Below are 16,599 nucleotides of genomic sequence, written 5' to 3' on the forward strand. Positions count from 1 at the left end.
TAAGAAGATTATTTGTTAGTAAAACAGAAGCAGTCGGACACGGCTACAACGCAGCGACCGGCGAATGGGTAAACATGATCGAAGCAGGCATTGTCGATCCTACAAAAGTTACCCGCTCCGCGCTGCAAAACGCATCGTCCGTATCCTCTATGTTCCTGACAACCGAAGCAGTTATCGCCGATATCCCAGAAGAAAATGGCGGTTCCGGCGGCGGCATGCCAGACATGGGTGGCATGGGCGGAATGGGCGGCATGATGTAGGCCAACAGGATATTGGTCACCCGGACGCTGCGACAGGACGTCGCGGCTTGCGTCCGGGCTCCGCTCAATCCCATGCTATAACCTAGCTTTAATGAACATGAGCAGAATGCTCGCATTTTGCTAACATTTGAATAGGATTTACTTTAAGCTTCTCATGAGTTCACTAAACTTGTGGGAAGCTTTTTTATTTAGTTTGTACCTAAAGGTATTCATAATAAATTTTTAGCAATCATAATTCATTTCTAAGCAAAGGTTCTCAGGTAAGATTTTTGATAGTTTACGGGATAAAGCAATTGTGTAATTGGATTAATTTTGAAATAATAGTATTTAATATCCATGAGTATCCAAAGTATGTTTAATTATAAGTAATCTTGGGCTATTTATTTCATATTTGATGTGAAAATATTTTTAAGTGAAAGAGAAGGTACAATGAGTATGTTAGAAAAATTAAATGAATTTTTTAAAAACCTATTGAATAATAAACCAACACCAAAAACAGAAGAAGAGTTAATCAACTATTTTAGTGTATTAGAGCATTATAATTTTATGGATTGTGATAAAAACCATATAACCTTAGCTCAATTAGAAAACTATTTTCTAAAAGAAGAAATGATAAAATCTTATAATTTTGTACGAAAAGATGGTAAACCCTTAAAAGAGATGGAAATGTTTCTAGAAGAAAAGAATGGAAAAACAAGAAGTAAATTTTTGAAGGAAAAAAATGCTTCTATATTTTATTTACCAGTAGCGAAAGAAGAGATATTACGTCATTTTGCTTCACAGGTAAATAATGACGAGGCATTTCAAGATAATGCATCCGCCCCCAATACTTTTTTATTACATATAAAATTGAACCATATGCTTAAGATCGAGGATAATCAAGAGCAGAATGATTTTCTTGTAGTAAGCCCGATTTTAAAATTTTTTCTTAAAGAAGATAAGACGTTAGAAGATTTAAAATTGGAATTAGAGCAATCTATTATAGAAACAATTAAAAATGAAAATTACGGCACAATGGATAAAAACTTATTGATTGAGAATGAAGAAGATAAAGAATTTAAAAAGAGTATCGCTTTCGTTCACCTCCGTTTTACTAACTGGCATAAACTTACAGAAATTATACAAGGTGTGCTCAAGGCGTATATTAAAACAAACTACATAAACGACGAAAATGGGGTATTACGTTTTGCGCAATCTCCTTTAAACGAAAAACATATAAAATTAACATTCGACAATTTTGTGGGAGTGAATAGTTTTTTCTTAGAAGATTTAACAAAAATAAAGTCAGCAATTAAAAAAGGGAAGATTGGAAATGCACTAAGTAATTATTTGGACGTTGAAAATTGGAAAAGAGTTAAACAATCGCCACATAAAACAGACTTTTTTAGCCAATCTTCGGTGGAGGAAGGCAAACGAATTTTAAAAGAGATTCCATCTGCAAAGTGGCCATCTGAGTACCCCCTAGGCCTTATGCAACAAGTAGCTTTGAATATTATCTTAGAAAAGTACAGTAAAGAAGAAGGTTTTATTTTTTCTGTTAATGGCCCTCCAGGCACTGGTAAGACAACTTTATTAAAAGATATCTTTGCAAATATTCTGTTAGATAAAGTGAAATTCTTAAAAACTGAAGAAAACATTATTAGTAAGGAAAAATTTGGTCAAGGGGATCAGGATGTGTATTATGCGTTTCATCCAAAATTGAAGGATTATCGTATATTAGTGGCCTCAAATAATAACGCAGCCGTTGAAAATATTAGTAATGATTTGCCTCATGATGATACTCTCCTCAAGGAAGGCTACACATTTTTGGGGAATGATAATACAAGATGGGGGAAAGTTTCCGCTGCAATGGGGAAACGAAAAAACATAGAGGAATTTTTTGAAGACATTCAACATATATTTGAAAATGAACTATCGTCTGAGCAGGAAACGATGGAATCATTGGGTAATGTGGAAAAAAGAATAGAAAAAACAATAAAAAAAGCAGAAGCTAAAACAGGTTTTGACGATATAAATGATTCCAATTGGCAAAAATCGAAAACCCAATATATTAACGTTGATGAAGAACCACTGGTTAACACGGATAGAAGTATTTTATTTGGTATTGCAATGAATGATTATCACAAATTTATTTATGATAACCGGGACAAAATAAAAAAGAACGTAGAGTTAGCTAAAACGTATTTCCTAAACGGCAGAAACAAGGCTAATTTACAAAGAGACATGAATTCTGAGCAACGTGAACAATTTATTCAAACAATGTACGATACTATTTTTCTTTTAAGTCCCATTCTTTCTACTACTTTTGCTTCCGTCGCCAGGTTTTTAAAGGATCTAGAAGAAGAAAGTATAGGATGGCTCTTTATAGATGAAGCAGGGCAAGCTACTCCGCAGGCAGCGGTCGGAGCTATTTGGAGATCCAAAAGAACAATCGTTGTCGGAGACCCATTACAAGTCCCTCCAGTAGTAACCTTGAGTACTGACAAATTAAAATATATAGCTGAGTACAATACTAAATTAGATAGCAAGAAAGACTATTTTTACACACTTGCCCGTCCAGAGGTAAGTGTTCAGGAATTCGCCGATTTAAATAACTTGTATGGAGGAGAAATGAAAGATACCGAGGGTAATTCTATATGGCTGGGCTCTCCTCTTAGAGTTCATCGTCGCTGTGAAGAACCTATGTTTACCATCTGTAACGAAACCACTTATCAAAATAAAATGATTTTTGGAACAAAAGCCCATAATAATTTTAAAGAAAAATCGGAATATCAGAGTCAGTGGATACACGTAGCAGGAGAAACTAGTCGAAAAGGAGATCATTTTATAGAAAAACAAGCTCATAAAGCATTAGCGATAGCTGAACGATTTACAGAGGCTGCCGCCAAAGAATGTTTTATTATTACTCCATTTGTGAGTGTGAAACAAGGATTAGAAAAAATACATGATTCTAGAAAATTAAAAAATGTAAAAATAGGCACAGTACATACATTTCAAGGCAAGGAAGCACCTTTAGTTATTTTAGTGTTGGGAGTAGCTGACCAAAATCAAGGTCCTTTAAAATGGGCCTCTAGGACCCCTAATTTATTAAATGTAGCAGCGAGTCGAGCAAAAAACCACTTTATAGTGATTGGAAATGAATATACTTGGGGAAATCAGGAATACTTTAATGTAGCAAAAAATGAATTACAAAAAAATATTATTATAACTTAAAAATAAATATAACTAAGAGAAGTTATTTTCAAAGAGTTTCTAGCCGGAATTGTTAGTTTTGATTTGCTCTATTTTAAGCTTCTCATAAGTTCACTGAACTTGTGGGAAGCTTTTTTATGGTTTTTATTCATATAATTGCGAACGTTAGTACCTGTTAGACGATCAACTTAATCGCTAAAAAGTAAATAGGACACTCGAAGAATCCGTTAATCGTAAAGTTCTCAATAAACCCCCTTCAGACCTTCTCTTCAATGCAGTCAAAATCAACTAAAGGCGCTCCGGCAGTGTATTGCCAGCTTTACTTTACCATGATAAAATGTAACCAATATATGTAAAAGGAGGGATTTTAATGAGGTATAAAGAAAAGAAAAAATGGTATAAGCGGATTCCGGGGTATCGTTCGGGGGTGAAGTGGAAGATGATTACAGCTTCTATTATTTATGCATTAATTTTATTTGTTATACTAGTTCCAACTGATTCTTCTACAGAAATAGCTGGGGAAAATACGGCCGAAGATGCTGCTGAATTGGAACCAGAAGATGCCACAGCAGCTACAGATAAACAAAAAGCTGATAAGCAAAAGAATAATGAAGAGAAAGAAAAACAGAAAGCAAAGGAAGAGGAAGAACGTGAAGCTGAGGAAGAGGCCGAGCGGGAAGCAAGGGAAGAGGAAGAACGCGCGGCTGAGGAGGAAGCCGAGCAGGAAGCAAGGGAGGAGGAAGAGCGTCAGGCTGAGGAGGAAGCCGAGCAGGAAGCAAGGGAAGAGGAAGAGCGCCAGGCTGAAGAAGAAGCCGAGCAGGAAGCAAGGGAAGAGGAGGAGCGCCAGGCTGAGGAGGAAGCCGAGCAGGAAGCAAGGGAAGAGGAGGAACGTGAGGCTGAAGAATCTAGCGGATCTGTTTCTCAGGAACAGGCAGTGAGCCAGGCTCAGAGCTATCTGGAATATACGGCCTTTTCTAAATCAGGGTTGATCGAGCAATTGGAATATGAGGACTTTAGCACGGAAGATGCAACATATGCTGTAGAAAACATCTCAGTTGACTGGGAGGAGCAGGCGGTCAGCCAGGCCGAGGACTATCTGGAGTACACTGCATTCTCCGAATCAGGATTGATTGAGCAATTGGAATATGACGGTTTCAGTTCATCGGAGGCGGCTCATGGCGTGGCAAACGTCTCAGTGGACTGGCAGGAACAGGCAGTGCTTCAGGCCGAGGATTATCTGGAGTACAGTTCTTTTTCAAGGCAGGGTCTAATTGATCAATTGACCTTTGAAGGGTTCAGCACAGAGCATGCCACCTATGCTGCCGGCCAGGTTGGTTTATAATAGACATATTGATTTTAAGGGAACAGCAAAAGCTGCTCCCTTTATTCATAGGTAATGGCTTTTACAATAAAAGGGAGATTATCCTTTTTAGTATTCTATTACTTTATAATCTATGATTAGTATATGATTTAATATGGACATTCGATTTATATATGCAAAATCCGTAACGTGAATCTCATTTGGGAGGAAATGATATGAAAAACATACGATGGGGCATTATAGGGTGCGGTAACGTGACAGAGGTGAAAAGCGGTCCTGCCTTTCAACTCGCCGAAAACAGCTCCCTGCAGGCGGTGATGAGAAGAAATGGAGAAAAGGCGAGGAACTATGCGGAACGTCACGGGGTTCCCAGCTGGTACGATAAAGCGGAGGAGCTTATCCATGACGCTGAAGTGGATGCCGTTTATATTGCGACACCGCCTTCTTCGCACAAGCAATATACGATCATGGCTGCCGAAGCCGGGAAGCCGGTATATGTGGAAAAGCCGATGGCAGGCAGTACTGACGAATGTGCAGAAATGATAAAAGCCTGTGAAAATAACGGCGTACCGCTGTTTGTTGCCTACTATAGAAGATCTCTTCCTCGTTTTCGAAAGGTGAAAGAGCTGCTGGATGCCGGAAGCATTGGAGAGGTGCGTTTTGCTTCTGTTCAGCAGACCCAGCCCATCGTTCAAAAAGATGAAGGCGGAGAATGGCCGTGGAGGGTAAACCCTGAAAAGAGCGGCGCAGGGCTATTCTATGATGTAGGCTCTCATACACTGGATCTCTTTGATTATCTGCTCGGACCTTTAAGCGATGTGAAGGGTTCTGCGATCAATCTGGCTGATTCCTATCCGGCTGAAGATACGGTGAGCGGCACATGGAAATTTGAAAGCGGGGCTGTCGGGATAGGTGTATGGAATTTTTCCTCCTATAGTAAAGAAGACGATAACCGTATTGTTGGCACAAAAGGGGAAATAAAGTTCTCGACGTTTGACGACAAGCCGATTATCCTTCTGAACGAAGCCGGCGAAGAGTCTTTTTATATCGAGCATCCAAAGCATATTCAGTATTACCATATTCAATCTATTATTGATGAACTGCTTGAGAAAGGGGCCTGCCCAAGCACTGGCAAAACGGCGTTCCGTACTAATCAGGTAATGGAGGAATTAGTAAAAGAATATTATTAAAAGGTCTTTGCTGAGCGTTATTTATTGACGTTTGGCGAATTTTATATTAGCATATGCTTATATAATAAAACGATGGTAGGTGAACGTATGGAAAAGATCAAACCGGAAATCAGGGATACCGCTTCTGTGCTGAAGCTGCTCGGGGACAACACGCGGCTTTCCATTGTCGGCCTTGTACAGAACCACGAATGCTGTGTATGTGAATTCGTGGAGCTCTTGCAGATGTCGCAGTCATCGGTGAGCCAGCATCTTAGAAAGCTCCGGGACGCCGGCCTGGTCAAAGAACAGCGGAAAGGACACTGGATTTTTTATTCGTTTAACCGGCAGCATCCTTCTGCAGAAATGGTGGAGGACATACTCCGGCATGTGCCAGATCAAAATGAAAAGCTGCAGCAGCTGGAGCGGGACGGTCTGCGTATTAATTGCGATTGAGGATCATCTCCACTGGAATTAATATTTTGTGAAATGAGGATGCAGCCATGACCAAAAAGAAATTGTATTTTTTATGTACGGGCAATTCCTGCCGCAGCCAAATGGCAGAAGGATTTGGTCATTATTTCCTGGGAAATGACTGGGAGGTCCGGAGTGCCGGTATCGAAGCCCATGGCCTTAATCCAAAAGCGGTCGAAGCCATGAACGAAGTCGGCATCGATATTTCCACGCAGGAGTCGAGCATGATCGATCCAGAGTATTTAAACAATGCGGACATGGTGGTCACGCTTTGCGGCGATGCCAACGATAAGTGTCCAATGACCCCACCGCACGTGAAGAGGGAGCACTGGGGCTTTGATGACCCCGCAAAAGCAGAGGGTACAGAGGACGAACGCTGGATGGTTTTCCAGCGTGTACGTGATGAAGTTAAAAACCGTATTCAGAGATTTGCTGAAGAAGGAAAGGAGTCATTTTATGACGGAAGAACGGATTTATGATGTGATTATCGCGGGCGCCGGTCCGGCCGGCATGACCGCGGCGGTGTACGCCTCCCGGGCGGAAATGGACACGCTCATGCTCGAGCGCGGCGTGCCCGGCGGCCAGATGGCCAACACCGAGGACGTGGAAAACTACCCGGGCTTTGACCATATTCTCGGGCCCGACCTGTCGACGAAAATGTTCCAGCACGCCCAGAAGTTCGGCGCGGCGTACGCCTACGGCGACGTCTCCCGCGTCGAGGACGGCAAGGAGTACAAAACCGTCTACGCCGGCAATAAAGTGTATAAAACGCGCGCGCTGATCATCGCGACCGGTGCGGAGTACAAGCAGCTCGGCGTCGAGGGCGAAAAAGAGCTCGGCGGCCGCGGCGTCTCCTACTGCGCGGTATGCGACGGCGCCTTTTTCCGCAACAAGGAGATCGTGGTCGTCGGCGGCGGCGACTCCGCCGTCGAGGAGGCGGTATATCTGACCCGGTTTGCCGACAAGGTGACCGTCATTCACCGCCGCGACGAGCTGCGGGCGCAGAAAATCCTGCAGCAGCGCGCGTTTGTGAACGACAAGATTGACTTCAAGTGGAGCACGGTCGTGAAAACGATCAACGGCGACGGCGGCAAGGTGGGAAGCGTCACGCTGACGGACCTGAAAACCGGCGAGGACTACGACTTTGCCACGAGCGGCGCGTTCATCTACATCGGGCTGCTGCCGCTGAACGGCGCGTTTCTCGACCTCGGCATCACGAACGACGAGGGCTATATCGAAACGAACGAGGAAATGGAAACGAAGATTCCGGGCGTGTTCGCCGCCGGCGACATCCGGGACAAATTCCTGCGCCAGATCGTGACCGCGACCGGCGACGGGTCCCTTGCGGCGCAGACGGCGCAGCAGTACGTGGAAGAACTGAAAAACGCGGTCGAAGTGTAAGCGCACCGACCCGGTAATCTATGATTAACCGCCCTGGCAGCCATTCGGCAGCCAGGGCGTTTTTTTATGGTAGTATTATAATAAAAGTAAGTGGTTATCCAAAGGCTTATGCTGTTTTCATGAAAGGAGAGGTGAAATGATAATCCATCCATTCAGAAAAAATACAATCAGCCTGTTGGTCTTCGGAGCAGTGTTTCTCACGGGATGCAGTGCGGAGGATAACGATGGAGGGCCAGAAGAAAATGCCGGAGAGACTAAGGAGGCTGGGGGTTCAGTTTCTGAAGCACACACAGAAGACTGGGACGTAGAAGTGGTGGCGGAAAATCTTGATGTCCCGTGGTCGTTAAACATTCATGAAGACACATACTATATGACCAACCGCGGGGGCGACGTAATCGAGGTGAGTGGTGGAGAAACAGAACGCCTTTCGCTTAATACGAGTGATGAAGTAGCAAATGAAGGGGAAGGCGGCCTGCTTGGCTTTGTACTGGCCGAGGATTTTGCTGACTCTTCGGAAGGCTATGCGTATTACACGTACCGTAAAAATGATGGGAGGCTCGCCAACAGAGTGATTGCTGTGGAGCGGGGAGACAGCCGATGGAATGAAACAGAGGTGCTGCTTGATGACATTCCGGGGAGCCGGATTCATAACGGAGGCCGGCTGGAAATCGGGCCCGATGGTTATTTATATGCCACCGCCGGGGATTCGGACGAGCCTTCCCTTGCGCAGGATGAAGACAGCCTGGCGGGCAGTATACTGCGAATGACGGTCGACGGAGAGGTTCCGGAGGATAACCCGTTTGAGAATTCTTATGTGTACAGCTATGGACACCGTAATCCGCAGGGACTCGCATGGAACAGCGATGGCCAGCTGTACAGCTCGGAGCATGGACCGAATGCCCAGGATGAAATCAATATAATCGAGCCTGGAACTAACTACGGCTGGCCGGAAATTACCGGCAGTGAATCGGCAGAAGGACTGGAAACCCCGGTGATTCAATCGGGGGATACTACCTGGGCGCCTTCCGGTACTGCCTTTTTCGAGGACACTCTTCTGGCAGCAGGACTTCGAGGTGAGAGCCTGTATGCCTTTAATAAAGAAGCAGAAGAGATGAGTGCTGTATTTGAAGGAGAAGGCAGGCTCCGGGACGTTAAAACCGAAGAGGGAGATGTTTACCTTCTTACACATAACACAGACGGAAGAGGGACGCCGGCAGAAAACGATGACCGTCTGCTGAAGCTCACTTTGGATGAATAGTTATTTACAGTAATTTAGCTGGTTGGCAGGCAATACTACTGTACAGTGAATTTTTGCCGGAAAAAGCTTGAGTTTTCGAATAGAGCAGAGGTTTAAATTAATTTTCAAAAGCCCTGGGTTAAATACAGCGGTCTAAGAAGGTTAGATTCACCTCTCCCCGGGCTTTTATATTAATTTTTTACGTAAAAGGATAAATAGGTGCTTACGAAATTTTCAGAAAATTCGTGAGGTATTCTTACTAACTTGTGGTAATGAAAAAAGGCTTCCCTTAAATTAAACATAGGCTTTAATTATGAATTTAAAGGAGGCATGACGCGATGAGTTATATCCATGCATTTTATCGTATAATGACGCAGAGAAAATTGAAACAGACAGCCTCCCATGATTTCGCCGATTCTTTCACAGGCAATGAAGCTTCCTGGACGAAAAATATCCAATAACTACAAAAACCAGCCGGCATAAGTCTTTTACCGGAAAGTCCGACTCATTATGAACTTACTTTGGCTATTGGAAAGATAAAGGAAATTGAATGCTGGAGTAATAAAAAAAGGCTGAAGCGACCAGTATTTGTTGCTTCAGCCTTTTTGCCTGCGAATGGATACTGCAAAGGAGGCCCCTAAATAGAGTTTCAGCAAACAATTTCAGGCAATGATCCTGTTATTTTTTAGGCGGTAATGGGTTAGCCAGGAGGGTAAAACAAAGGCCACAATAGCCGGCTATGATTAAAGTGGTTATCATGTTCGCTGCTCCTTTCTTTTATAGTAATAATGCTTTAAGGCTGGATAGTCCTTCTATGAAGCTTGTTCAGGGTCTGAAGGTACAAAAAAAGCCATTCCTAAAGAAGGGTTCTTTTAGGAATGGCTTAAAGCAAAAGCATTCTCGTCTTTGCTTCGGAGCCGTTATTGGTTGGAAATGATAAATATTCTAAAAATATGATTTCCTCTACCTCTAGTTATAGTGGCTTTTTTCTTTCTGTACAAGATGTCTTTTTTTATATACATAGTAATGCCCGGCGACATTTTTTTGAGCGGGGCTGCAGATTTAAAAAACGACGATTGCCTACAGTCTGTATGCTATACAGGGTCCGTAATGAAGACGACGAGGCTACGGTCACGGTCAAAGTCCCAGTCCACGAAAATATCGCGGACTGTGGTGCCAAATATAGAATCAAATTTTTCCTTATAAAGTTCTTCTTTTTCAAGAAGACGCTTCGTTGATTTCAAAATATCCAAATGGCCGGTTCTGATTAATTCTTTTTCAATTAAAATCAGGCCGCCCGTGCGTACGGCGAGCATCGTTCGTTCATTTACGGGATGGACAGTGATTTCATCCGGGCTTTTTCCTACTTCTTCACTGACACGCTGGATCGCCTGCTTAATATCCTCCTGGCGCGACGTGCGGTTCTTTTCCTGCTTTTCTTTCAGTTTATCAGGATGGAAGGCGGTAATGACTCCCGATTTGTTTTCGATGTTCCAGTCAAAATAGAACTCCCAGCCTTCGATATCCAGGAGGTTGGAAATATAATGCTCGATTTCAGGAAGCATTTTTGCCATCATGGTTTCTCTTAATTCCTCCACGGCACTTTTGTCTCTCTGGTCGAGCATCACTTTTTCAATTGGAGATAAAAACTTACGTATATGCATGACAATACAGCAGGGATCGACGCTAACATAGACGGATTCGGGGCCTTTGCCGAAATGATCGCGAAGCACTCTGCCGAGGTAGCTTCCGATTTGTTTTTGTTGTGCTTCTATTTGTTCAGGCGCAGAATGTTCGGCCATATTTTCACCTCTTGTTCATTCTTGAATTGATTAAACCGATGCAGTTGATTAAGTACAGCTGCGGCTTGGCAGCACCTGGCGCTTTTATAGCGTACAGGCGGTGACAGAGCTGCCGCCATGAGTAATCAACAGCCTCACCTCCCCGGAGTAATATACAAAAGCCCCGGGTTAAAGCAATTGAATAGTACAACTTTTTATTTTTATACCCAGAATTTGTTTAGAAAAACACTTTCAAGCGTCGCTGAAAGCTTTTTCGCGTTCTTGTTCATGGCCATATAGGACTGGAGAAGCTGTAGCGGTATCTTTCTCTAGATGCTCGCCTTTTTCAAGCTCTTCCATCAGGCTGTTGAAGGCTTCGTGCTGCCCGGCAGCCTCGGAGACAGCCCGGAGGTAGCTGAAGCATTGGATCCGGTCATGGTCAAACGACATTTTGCCTTCAAAGTTCCGGGCAATGCTTTGGGCATAATGCCAGCACACGCCTGCTGCTTCTCCCCCAAGGGAATCGGCAAGCAGATGAAGAGACTCAAGCACGCGGTTGGTAATTTTAATATCTTTTTTAGCGGCTTCTGCAATAGGAGAGAAGGCGGCGTATACGTAATAGGCGAAAGTACTTTCCTTCATTACGACCCGTACCTCGTCTTTTGCATCGACCAGGTATGGTCTATGGGAGGCGGTGCCGGAAATAGAGCTGATTAATTCAGCGAGCCGGTAGATAGCATCCTCTGCAGTAGACGGCTCGTTATTTCCGATAGCTTTTAAGGCAATCTCCGTTAATTTTCTTACGCTGAAATTCATATCCTGCATTTCTGTTTTTTTATGGCCGATAAACAAAAACTGCAGGTACATCTGTTCATTTACAGGAGTATTTGGCGTTTCGCCGTAACGCTGATAGGAAAACAGCGTATCCCCCTCAAGCAGATAATCGCCGACTCTCCGTTCAAGATACACAACGAGTCCGTCCTTTTCTGCCTGGGCGATCAGACGTTTAAAATCAACGAGCTGAAGAAAGCCTCCGGAGGAACTGGCAATGGAATAAACCGGCGAATCCTGAGGAAGATGGTATTTTTTCTGCGGATGGGGGCGGTGTTCTTGTAAATCCCGTTCATTCGTAGCAGTAATGGTTTTCTGAGAGCGTTCGTTCAGGTTGTTGGTAAGGTTTGCCACCTGCATCCATTTGGCAGCATGATTAATAAACAAAATAAAATTGATCGCAGATACTGAAGCGGCAGTAACCCCGAGGACTGGAAAAATAACATATTCGCTGATAGAAGAATTCAGCATAAAAAAGCTAATAAGAATATAAAAGTAAGATAAATTGAAAACACCAATGGCATGCAGGGTCCGGCGGTCTGCAATAAAGCTGAAGAGAACACGGGGAGTGAACTGGCCGGAAAAGCTGGTTAAAACAATTAAAATCATATTGAACGTAAAAGCATGAATCATTAATATACCGTAAGCAAGCGTACTGTATATCATTTCTGTTAAGGCATAATCAGCGGTAAAAAAAGATCCCAGAGGCAGCGCTGGCTGAAGCCCGAACTCAATACCGTAGGCAGCAAAAGCTGCCACCACTGCAAGCACAGTGTAGATCATTGGGAGCGGCCATAAGCTTGAGCGGAGTTCATACCAGCGCTGAGTCTTAGACATACTTTGTATTTTTTTGATGAATTTAGGTGTTAAGCGCTGCACAATTGCCTCCTTTCTTTACTGTGGTAATGCAGATCAAATTTTTAGGCTATTCTGTCCGGGGATAGGCATCCAAGGCAGCCAGCTGGCTGTTCCGGACAACCCGTACTTCACAGGATGCTTTGTCGGCTACAGTCCGGGACCTTCTGCCGCGAAGGATACGTTCGAAAGCAGGCCCCCCGGTCTCTCCGACGAGGATTAAATCGGCGCGGTACGTAAGACAGAGGTGACGGGCCAGTCGTTTTTCCGGAACACCGGCATCGACCGCTGTTTCCACCTCCCTGATGCCTTTACGCTTTGCCTCCTCTTTGTAGGCCTGCAGATGATAAACGGCCTTTTCTTTTAGGTGGCGGACGCCTTTAGGATCGATGCGCTGCAAATTCGCATACCGGCGTTCCTCGAAAACAAAGGCAAGCACTAAAGACGCCCCGTGTTCAAGGGCCATAGCGCATGCTTCTTCGAAAGCATTGTAGGAAGGGGTTTCAAGGACATCGAGACCAACGAGTATCCGTTTGTAACGACTCATAGCATTCTTCCTTTCCAGAGATGAATTTTGACAATAAAAAAAGCCAGAAAAAGAAAGTCTCTTTTTCCGGCTTATGTTAAAGGGCTTTATTATCCCAACATTGCTGCCATCATCGATTATTTGGTGAATCAATATTGTTTTAGCATTTCCGTAAGAAAGAAAAGTAAGGCGAAAGCTGGCGGCGGTAGAAAAAGGTTCTGCTTTTATTCAAATCAGCACCCCCGGGGAAAGAGCCGTCTCATAAAAAAGCCACAAAGGAGGAAAACCTCTTTTGTGGCTTATGCTTTAGCTTTATATCTAAGCATTCCTGCCGGATTTATTTACCTTTAATGAAATGACCAATTAAGATCTTACCATAATATTATCATAACCGGAAGTGGAAAGCTTAAAACATATTTTTAGGCAGCGGTATCGCTTGCCGGTGAAGTGTCCAGCAGGTACACTATCAGTGAAGAGATAACAGCTGGGGGAGTTCATCATAAAACTATCTTTGAAAACAGTGGGCATAGTCGCAGGGGTTAGTCTTTTGATTATACCAGGAGTGCTCGCACTGCTGCACTTCTTTACTCCGTTCAGCCTGGGAAAGAATACGACAGAGGATGGCGTCGTGTTAAAGGAACCAAAGGAAGAAACAGAAGACGTTTCCGGTATACATACAGAAGTGAGCACTCATATACAGCAGGCTCATAGATATTGGAACGAGCGAACCGGGTATGGGGCCATTGATAATGTGACGGCGGACGATTTTGGCGGTATCAGCGCCCGGATTGAAGATACTGAGGAAGTAATAGACAAAATTGATGATCCGAGGCTGCAGAAGGATTTCAATAATGCTGTCCGCTGGCAGCAGGTGATTGAGACAAAGCCTGAAAAAGAAAAAGTTCAGCAGGCTGCCCGTTGGACGCACCGTATTTATCATGATTTGGACGAGTACGTTAACGATTACAATGAGGCTCCGTTGTTTGGTGCCACCCATTTTGATAATGGAAGCATTTCCGAAAGCGATAAAGTGCTTGAGCAGGTCGACCGGGCACCTGAAGAATAGGTGAAAGAGCCCGGAGGATATCAATGAAAGCGAACAGGGAGGACACCCGGTCCGGGTCTCCTTTTTTTCTTGCCCACATGAACGTTTGATTCAGTGTTTCGAGCAGCCTTCGCACGGGGAAAATTTATTATAATCTATTGTATAGTGAAAATGGTATTACCAGGCGTAAATAAATGGATTTCTGGGAATGGTAATTAGGAAATAAATGTGCAATAATATATTTTGTTTTATTCTCATTTAGGGGGATTCTACACGTATGGACTACAGCCACGAAGAACTTGTTGAGCGTTTACAGGAAAATACTTCCCTGAAAAAAGAGGGGAGCGCAGAATTAGTTACGAAAAGCATTCCATTTTTGGAGGAAAAAGAAGGCCTGGATCCGAGGGTGAAACGATTTCTGGAACAGGAACACGAGCCAGAGTTGAGGCGCCCAATGACACATGACGATCTCGAAGTCATCCGAAGCCGTAAAGAACAGGATAATCACGATCTAAGCTCCGGTATCCGTGCGGAAACAAAGCTCATTTCCCTGGAAACCAGGGACGTGGAGCTGAAAATATACAACCGGTCGGAAAGCACCAAGCCGGTGCTCATTTATTTTCACGGCGGGGGTTTCTTTGAACGGGACGAAATCGTAATGGATAATGTATGCAAACTGCTGGCGGAAAAGACGGAAGCCGTAGTTGTGGCAGTGGAATACCGTCTGGCCCCGGAACACAAATACGCCGAAGGACTGAATGACTGCTTTGACAGTGTGCAGTACGTACACGAAAACTCAGAGGAATTCGGGGCAGATACAGGCCGGATTGGACTTGTCGGCGATAGTGTCGGAGGCAATCTGGCGCTCGGAGTCTACCACTTGAGCAGGAAGAAATCCTGGTATATTTGTTACTTGAGCTTATTATGCCCGTTGTTGGATTTATACGATGTGTCCGGTGGGGCCCGGAAAATGGAGCAGTACCATCCGGGCCCGGATAAAGAACTCGTGCGCCAGGAGCTTGTAACAATGCGGGAATCGTTATCTTTTATTCAGTCACTGTATGTTACAGATCTTGAAGAGCTCGACCAGCCGCTTGTATCTCCACTGCGGAATGATAAAAAAGTGGAATATCCGCCGGTGACGATCGTTACAGCTGAATTTGATTTTCTCCGGCCTCAGGGAGAAGAGTTTACGAAGAAGCTGCAGAAGCAGGAAAGCCCGGTACGCTATATTGAATACAAAGGGATGGCTCACACGTTTTTAAAGAAGTTGGGCTATTATCCACAGGCCGCCGATGCGGTCCGGGAAACGGCCATCCACTTCCGGGAAGTACTGCAAAACAATACACAAAGCAACTAAAAAATAGGAGCGGCAGCCAAGCCGTTCCTATTTTTTAATCGTTATTAACTACTGGCAGCTGCACAGCAGAAAAATTTTCGGCAAAATCCACTAAAATATTTTCGTATTCAGGGATGGAGCTTGTGTACACGAGTTCGTTATCACCGTGCCAGTTATAGCCTACGGGACCGAACTCTACAGCTGGCACACCGTAAACCGTAAAATACTGTCCGTCTGAGGATCCATGCTGGCCGAAAATATTCACCTTTTCGAGCTGAGTGTGCCGGATAACAGACTCGGACAACGTTTTTACATATGGATTATCAACTTCCGTGTTTACGGGATCGTTACAGATGTGCACAGATACTTCATCATTAGATAAACTGTTAATCTGCTGGAGAATATCTTCCGGCAGTTGATCGGGCAGATAGCGGATATCAAGCGAAAACTCACATTTGGCCGGAACTTTGTTATAGACGGTCCCCGCCTGGATCTTGGCCAGGTTAATAGAGGGCTGGGCGTACATGTCTGAACGCTCCTGAGAAAAAGGAAGCTGCTTGATACGCTCATAGAGTGCAAAAGCTTTTTCGATTGCATTTTCTCCTTCCCAGGGACGGCTGCCATGCGTCGAGGAGCCGGCAACGATAATATCAAGCTGCAGCACGCCTTTGGACTGGATAGCAATTCCAAGGCCTGTAGGTTCTCCGCAGATAACAAAATCTCCCTTATGCCCGGTATCAACCAAATAACCGGTGCCGTTGCGGCCACCGGTTTCTTCGTCGGGAACAACCTGAAGCTGCACTTTGCAGTCGGGCGGGGTTTTCTTCAGGCGTACCATTGCCGTCATCATAGCCGCAAGCCCGGCTTTCATGTCGGCCGAACCGCGCCCGTAAAGCTTCGCATCCTTTTCGTAGGGAGTGAACTGCTCCTGTTTGCCTTTAACAACGTCGAGATGCCCATTGAGGATAAGGGTTTGAGTTCCTTTTCCGACTTCGCATACAAGCATCAGGTGGCCATTATTTTCATGCTTTTGTATTTCGAGCCCGCGGGCTGCCATCCATTTTTCGCAAAAATCCATTGCTTCATTAACGCCCGAAAGACTCGAGGTGTTGTAGCCGATTAATGTTTTCAGTAGAGGGATAGTTTCATCCATGCTGAGCCTCCTCGTAAA

Annotated in this window: 14 protein-coding genes and 1 pseudogene; 11 read left to right on the forward strand and 4 right to left on the reverse strand. The window is 44.4% G+C overall.

Translation table 11 applies throughout. The features are described from left to right. Positions 1 to 20 precede the first annotated feature (20 nt). From G548_RS0111640 to G548_RS0111675, 8 genes and pseudogenes are all read left to right on the forward strand, one after another. Positions 21 to 260, forward strand: a pseudogene (locus G548_RS0111640) (TCP-1/cpn60 chaperonin family protein); the annotation flags it as partial. Positions 261 to 689: 429 nt separating this feature from the next. Continuing rightward, positions 690 to 3,473: an AAA domain-containing protein gene (locus G548_RS18060; RefSeq protein WP_022794330.1), complete on the forward strand. Its 2,784-nt coding sequence runs from the start codon at positions 690 to 692 to the stop codon at positions 3,471 to 3,473. 349 nt (positions 3,474 to 3,822) lie between these two features. Continuing rightward, the gene (locus G548_RS18065) at positions 3,823 to 4,794 is read left to right on the forward strand and encodes an Ltp family lipoprotein (protein WP_022794331.1); all 972 of its coding nucleotides are present in this window, start codon (positions 3,823 to 3,825) and stop codon (positions 4,792 to 4,794) included. Between the two features lie 194 nt (positions 4,795 to 4,988). After that, the gene (locus G548_RS0111655) at positions 4,989 to 5,963 is read left to right on the forward strand and encodes a Gfo/Idh/MocA family protein (RefSeq protein ID WP_022794332.1); all 975 of its coding nucleotides are present in this window, start codon (positions 4,989 to 4,991) and stop codon (positions 5,961 to 5,963) included. Positions 5,964 to 6,050: 87 nt separating this feature from the next. After that, entirely contained in the window at positions 6,051 to 6,395 is a 345-nt protein-coding gene (locus tag G548_RS0111660) for an ArsR/SmtB family transcription factor (RefSeq protein ID WP_022794333.1), read from the forward strand. 47 nt (positions 6,396 to 6,442) lie between these two features. Further along, the gene (gene arsC / locus G548_RS0111665) at positions 6,443 to 6,892 is read left to right on the forward strand and encodes an arsenate reductase (thioredoxin) (RefSeq protein ID WP_022794334.1); all 450 of its coding nucleotides are present in this window, start codon (positions 6,443 to 6,445) and stop codon (positions 6,890 to 6,892) included. Continuing rightward, positions 6,870 to 7,814, forward strand: coding sequence for a thioredoxin-disulfide reductase (gene trxB, locus G548_RS0111670; RefSeq protein ID WP_022794335.1), 945 nt, complete (start codon positions 6,870 to 6,872; stop codon positions 7,812 to 7,814). The genes arsC and trxB overlap by 23 nt, the downstream gene beginning before the upstream one ends. Before the next feature lie 136 nt (positions 7,815 to 7,950). Continuing rightward, entirely contained in the window at positions 7,951 to 9,072 is a 1,122-nt protein-coding gene (locus tag G548_RS0111675) for a PQQ-dependent sugar dehydrogenase (RefSeq protein WP_022794336.1), read from the forward strand. Positions 9,073 to 10,145: 1,073 nt separating this feature from the next. On the opposite strand, the gene G548_RS0111690 is transcribed toward G548_RS0111675, so the two are convergent. The 3 genes from G548_RS0111690 to G548_RS0111700 all read right to left on the reverse strand — a co-directional run bounded on the left by G548_RS0111690 (position 10,146) and on the right by G548_RS0111700 (position 13,065). Continuing rightward, a complete protein-coding gene (locus G548_RS0111690) occupies positions 10,146 to 10,853 on the reverse strand; it encodes a Na-translocating system protein MpsC family protein (protein ID WP_022794339.1) in 708 nt (235 codons plus the stop codon). A gap of 231 nt (positions 10,854 to 11,084) precedes the next feature. Next, positions 11,085 to 12,542 (reverse strand): DUF2254 domain-containing protein, encoded by a 1,458-nt coding sequence (locus G548_RS0111695; RefSeq protein WP_022794340.1) that lies wholly within the window; start codon positions 12,540 to 12,542, stop codon positions 11,085 to 11,087. Positions 12,543 to 12,588: 46 nt separating this feature from the next. Next, positions 12,589 to 13,065, reverse strand: a complete 477-nt coding sequence (locus G548_RS0111700) for a universal stress protein (protein WP_022794341.1) — start codon at positions 13,063 to 13,065, stop codon at positions 12,589 to 12,591. A gap of 27 nt (positions 13,066 to 13,092) precedes the next feature. Between G548_RS0111700 and G548_RS19230 the strand changes: the two genes are divergently transcribed. The 3 genes from G548_RS19230 (at position 13,093) to G548_RS0111710 (ending at position 15,449) form a co-directional block, all read left to right on the forward strand. Next, entirely contained in the window at positions 13,093 to 13,395 is a 303-nt protein-coding gene (locus tag G548_RS19230; RefSeq protein ID WP_156847939.1) for a hypothetical protein, read from the forward strand. 196 nt (positions 13,396 to 13,591) lie between these two features. Further along, positions 13,592 to 14,110 carry a hypothetical protein gene (locus G548_RS0111705; RefSeq protein WP_022794342.1) on the forward strand — a complete coding sequence of 173 codons (519 nt, stop codon included), beginning with the start codon at positions 13,592 to 13,594 and terminating at the stop codon, positions 14,108 to 14,110. A 256-nt stretch (positions 14,111 to 14,366) separates the two neighbouring features. Then, positions 14,367 to 15,449, forward strand: coding sequence for an alpha/beta hydrolase (locus G548_RS0111710; protein WP_022794343.1), 1,083 nt, complete (start codon positions 14,367 to 14,369; stop codon positions 15,447 to 15,449). Between the two features lie 34 nt (positions 15,450 to 15,483). Here the strand turns inward: G548_RS0111710 and G548_RS0111715 are convergent, their stop codons facing one another. Next, a complete protein-coding gene (locus G548_RS0111715) occupies positions 15,484 to 16,581 on the reverse strand; it encodes a M20 family metallopeptidase (RefSeq protein WP_022794344.1) in 1,098 nt (365 codons plus the stop codon). Positions 16,582 to 16,599 lie beyond the last annotated feature (18 nt).

Origin of the sequence: Marinococcus halotolerans DSM 16375, assembly GCF_000420725.1 — a bacterium.
Taxonomy (GTDB): domain Bacteria; phylum Bacillota; class Bacilli; order Bacillales; family Marinococcaceae; genus Marinococcus; species Marinococcus halotolerans.

Bases quoted from the DNA above. Each gene is read 5' to 3' on its own strand.
- G548_RS0111660 (WP_022794333.1), top strand. From the start codon at position 6,051: ATGGAAAAGATCAAACCGGAAATCAGGGATACCGCTTCTGTGCTGAAG.
- G548_RS18065 (WP_022794331.1), top strand. From the start codon at position 3,823: ATGAGGTATAAAGAAAAGAAAAAATGGTATAAGCGGATTCCGGGGTAT.
- G548_RS0111675 (WP_022794336.1), top strand. From the start codon at position 7,951: ATGATAATCCATCCATTCAGAAAAAATACAATCAGCCTGTTGGTCTTC.
- G548_RS0111655 (WP_022794332.1), top strand. From the start codon at position 4,989: ATGAAAAACATACGATGGGGCATTATAGGGTGCGGTAACGTGACAGAG.
- G548_RS0111710 (WP_022794343.1), top strand. From the start codon at position 14,367: ATGGACTACAGCCACGAAGAACTTGTTGAGCGTTTACAGGAAAATACT.
- trxB (WP_022794335.1), top strand. From the start codon at position 6,870: ATGACGGAAGAACGGATTTATGATGTGATTATCGCGGGCGCCGGTCCG.
- arsC (WP_022794334.1), top strand. From the start codon at position 6,443: ATGACCAAAAAGAAATTGTATTTTTTATGTACGGGCAATTCCTGCCGC.
- G548_RS18060 (WP_022794330.1), top strand. From the start codon at position 690: ATGAGTATGTTAGAAAAATTAAATGAATTTTTTAAAAACCTATTGAAT.
- G548_RS0111700 (WP_022794341.1), bottom strand. From the start codon at position 13,065: ATGAGTCGTTACAAACGGATACTCGTTGGTCTCGATGTCCTTGAAACC.
- G548_RS0111715 (WP_022794344.1), bottom strand. From the start codon at position 16,581: ATGGATGAAACTATCCCTCTACTGAAAACATTAATCGGCTACAACACC.
- G548_RS0111690 (WP_022794339.1), bottom strand. From the start codon at position 10,853: ATGGCCGAACATTCTGCGCCTGAACAAATAGAAGCACAACAAAAACAA.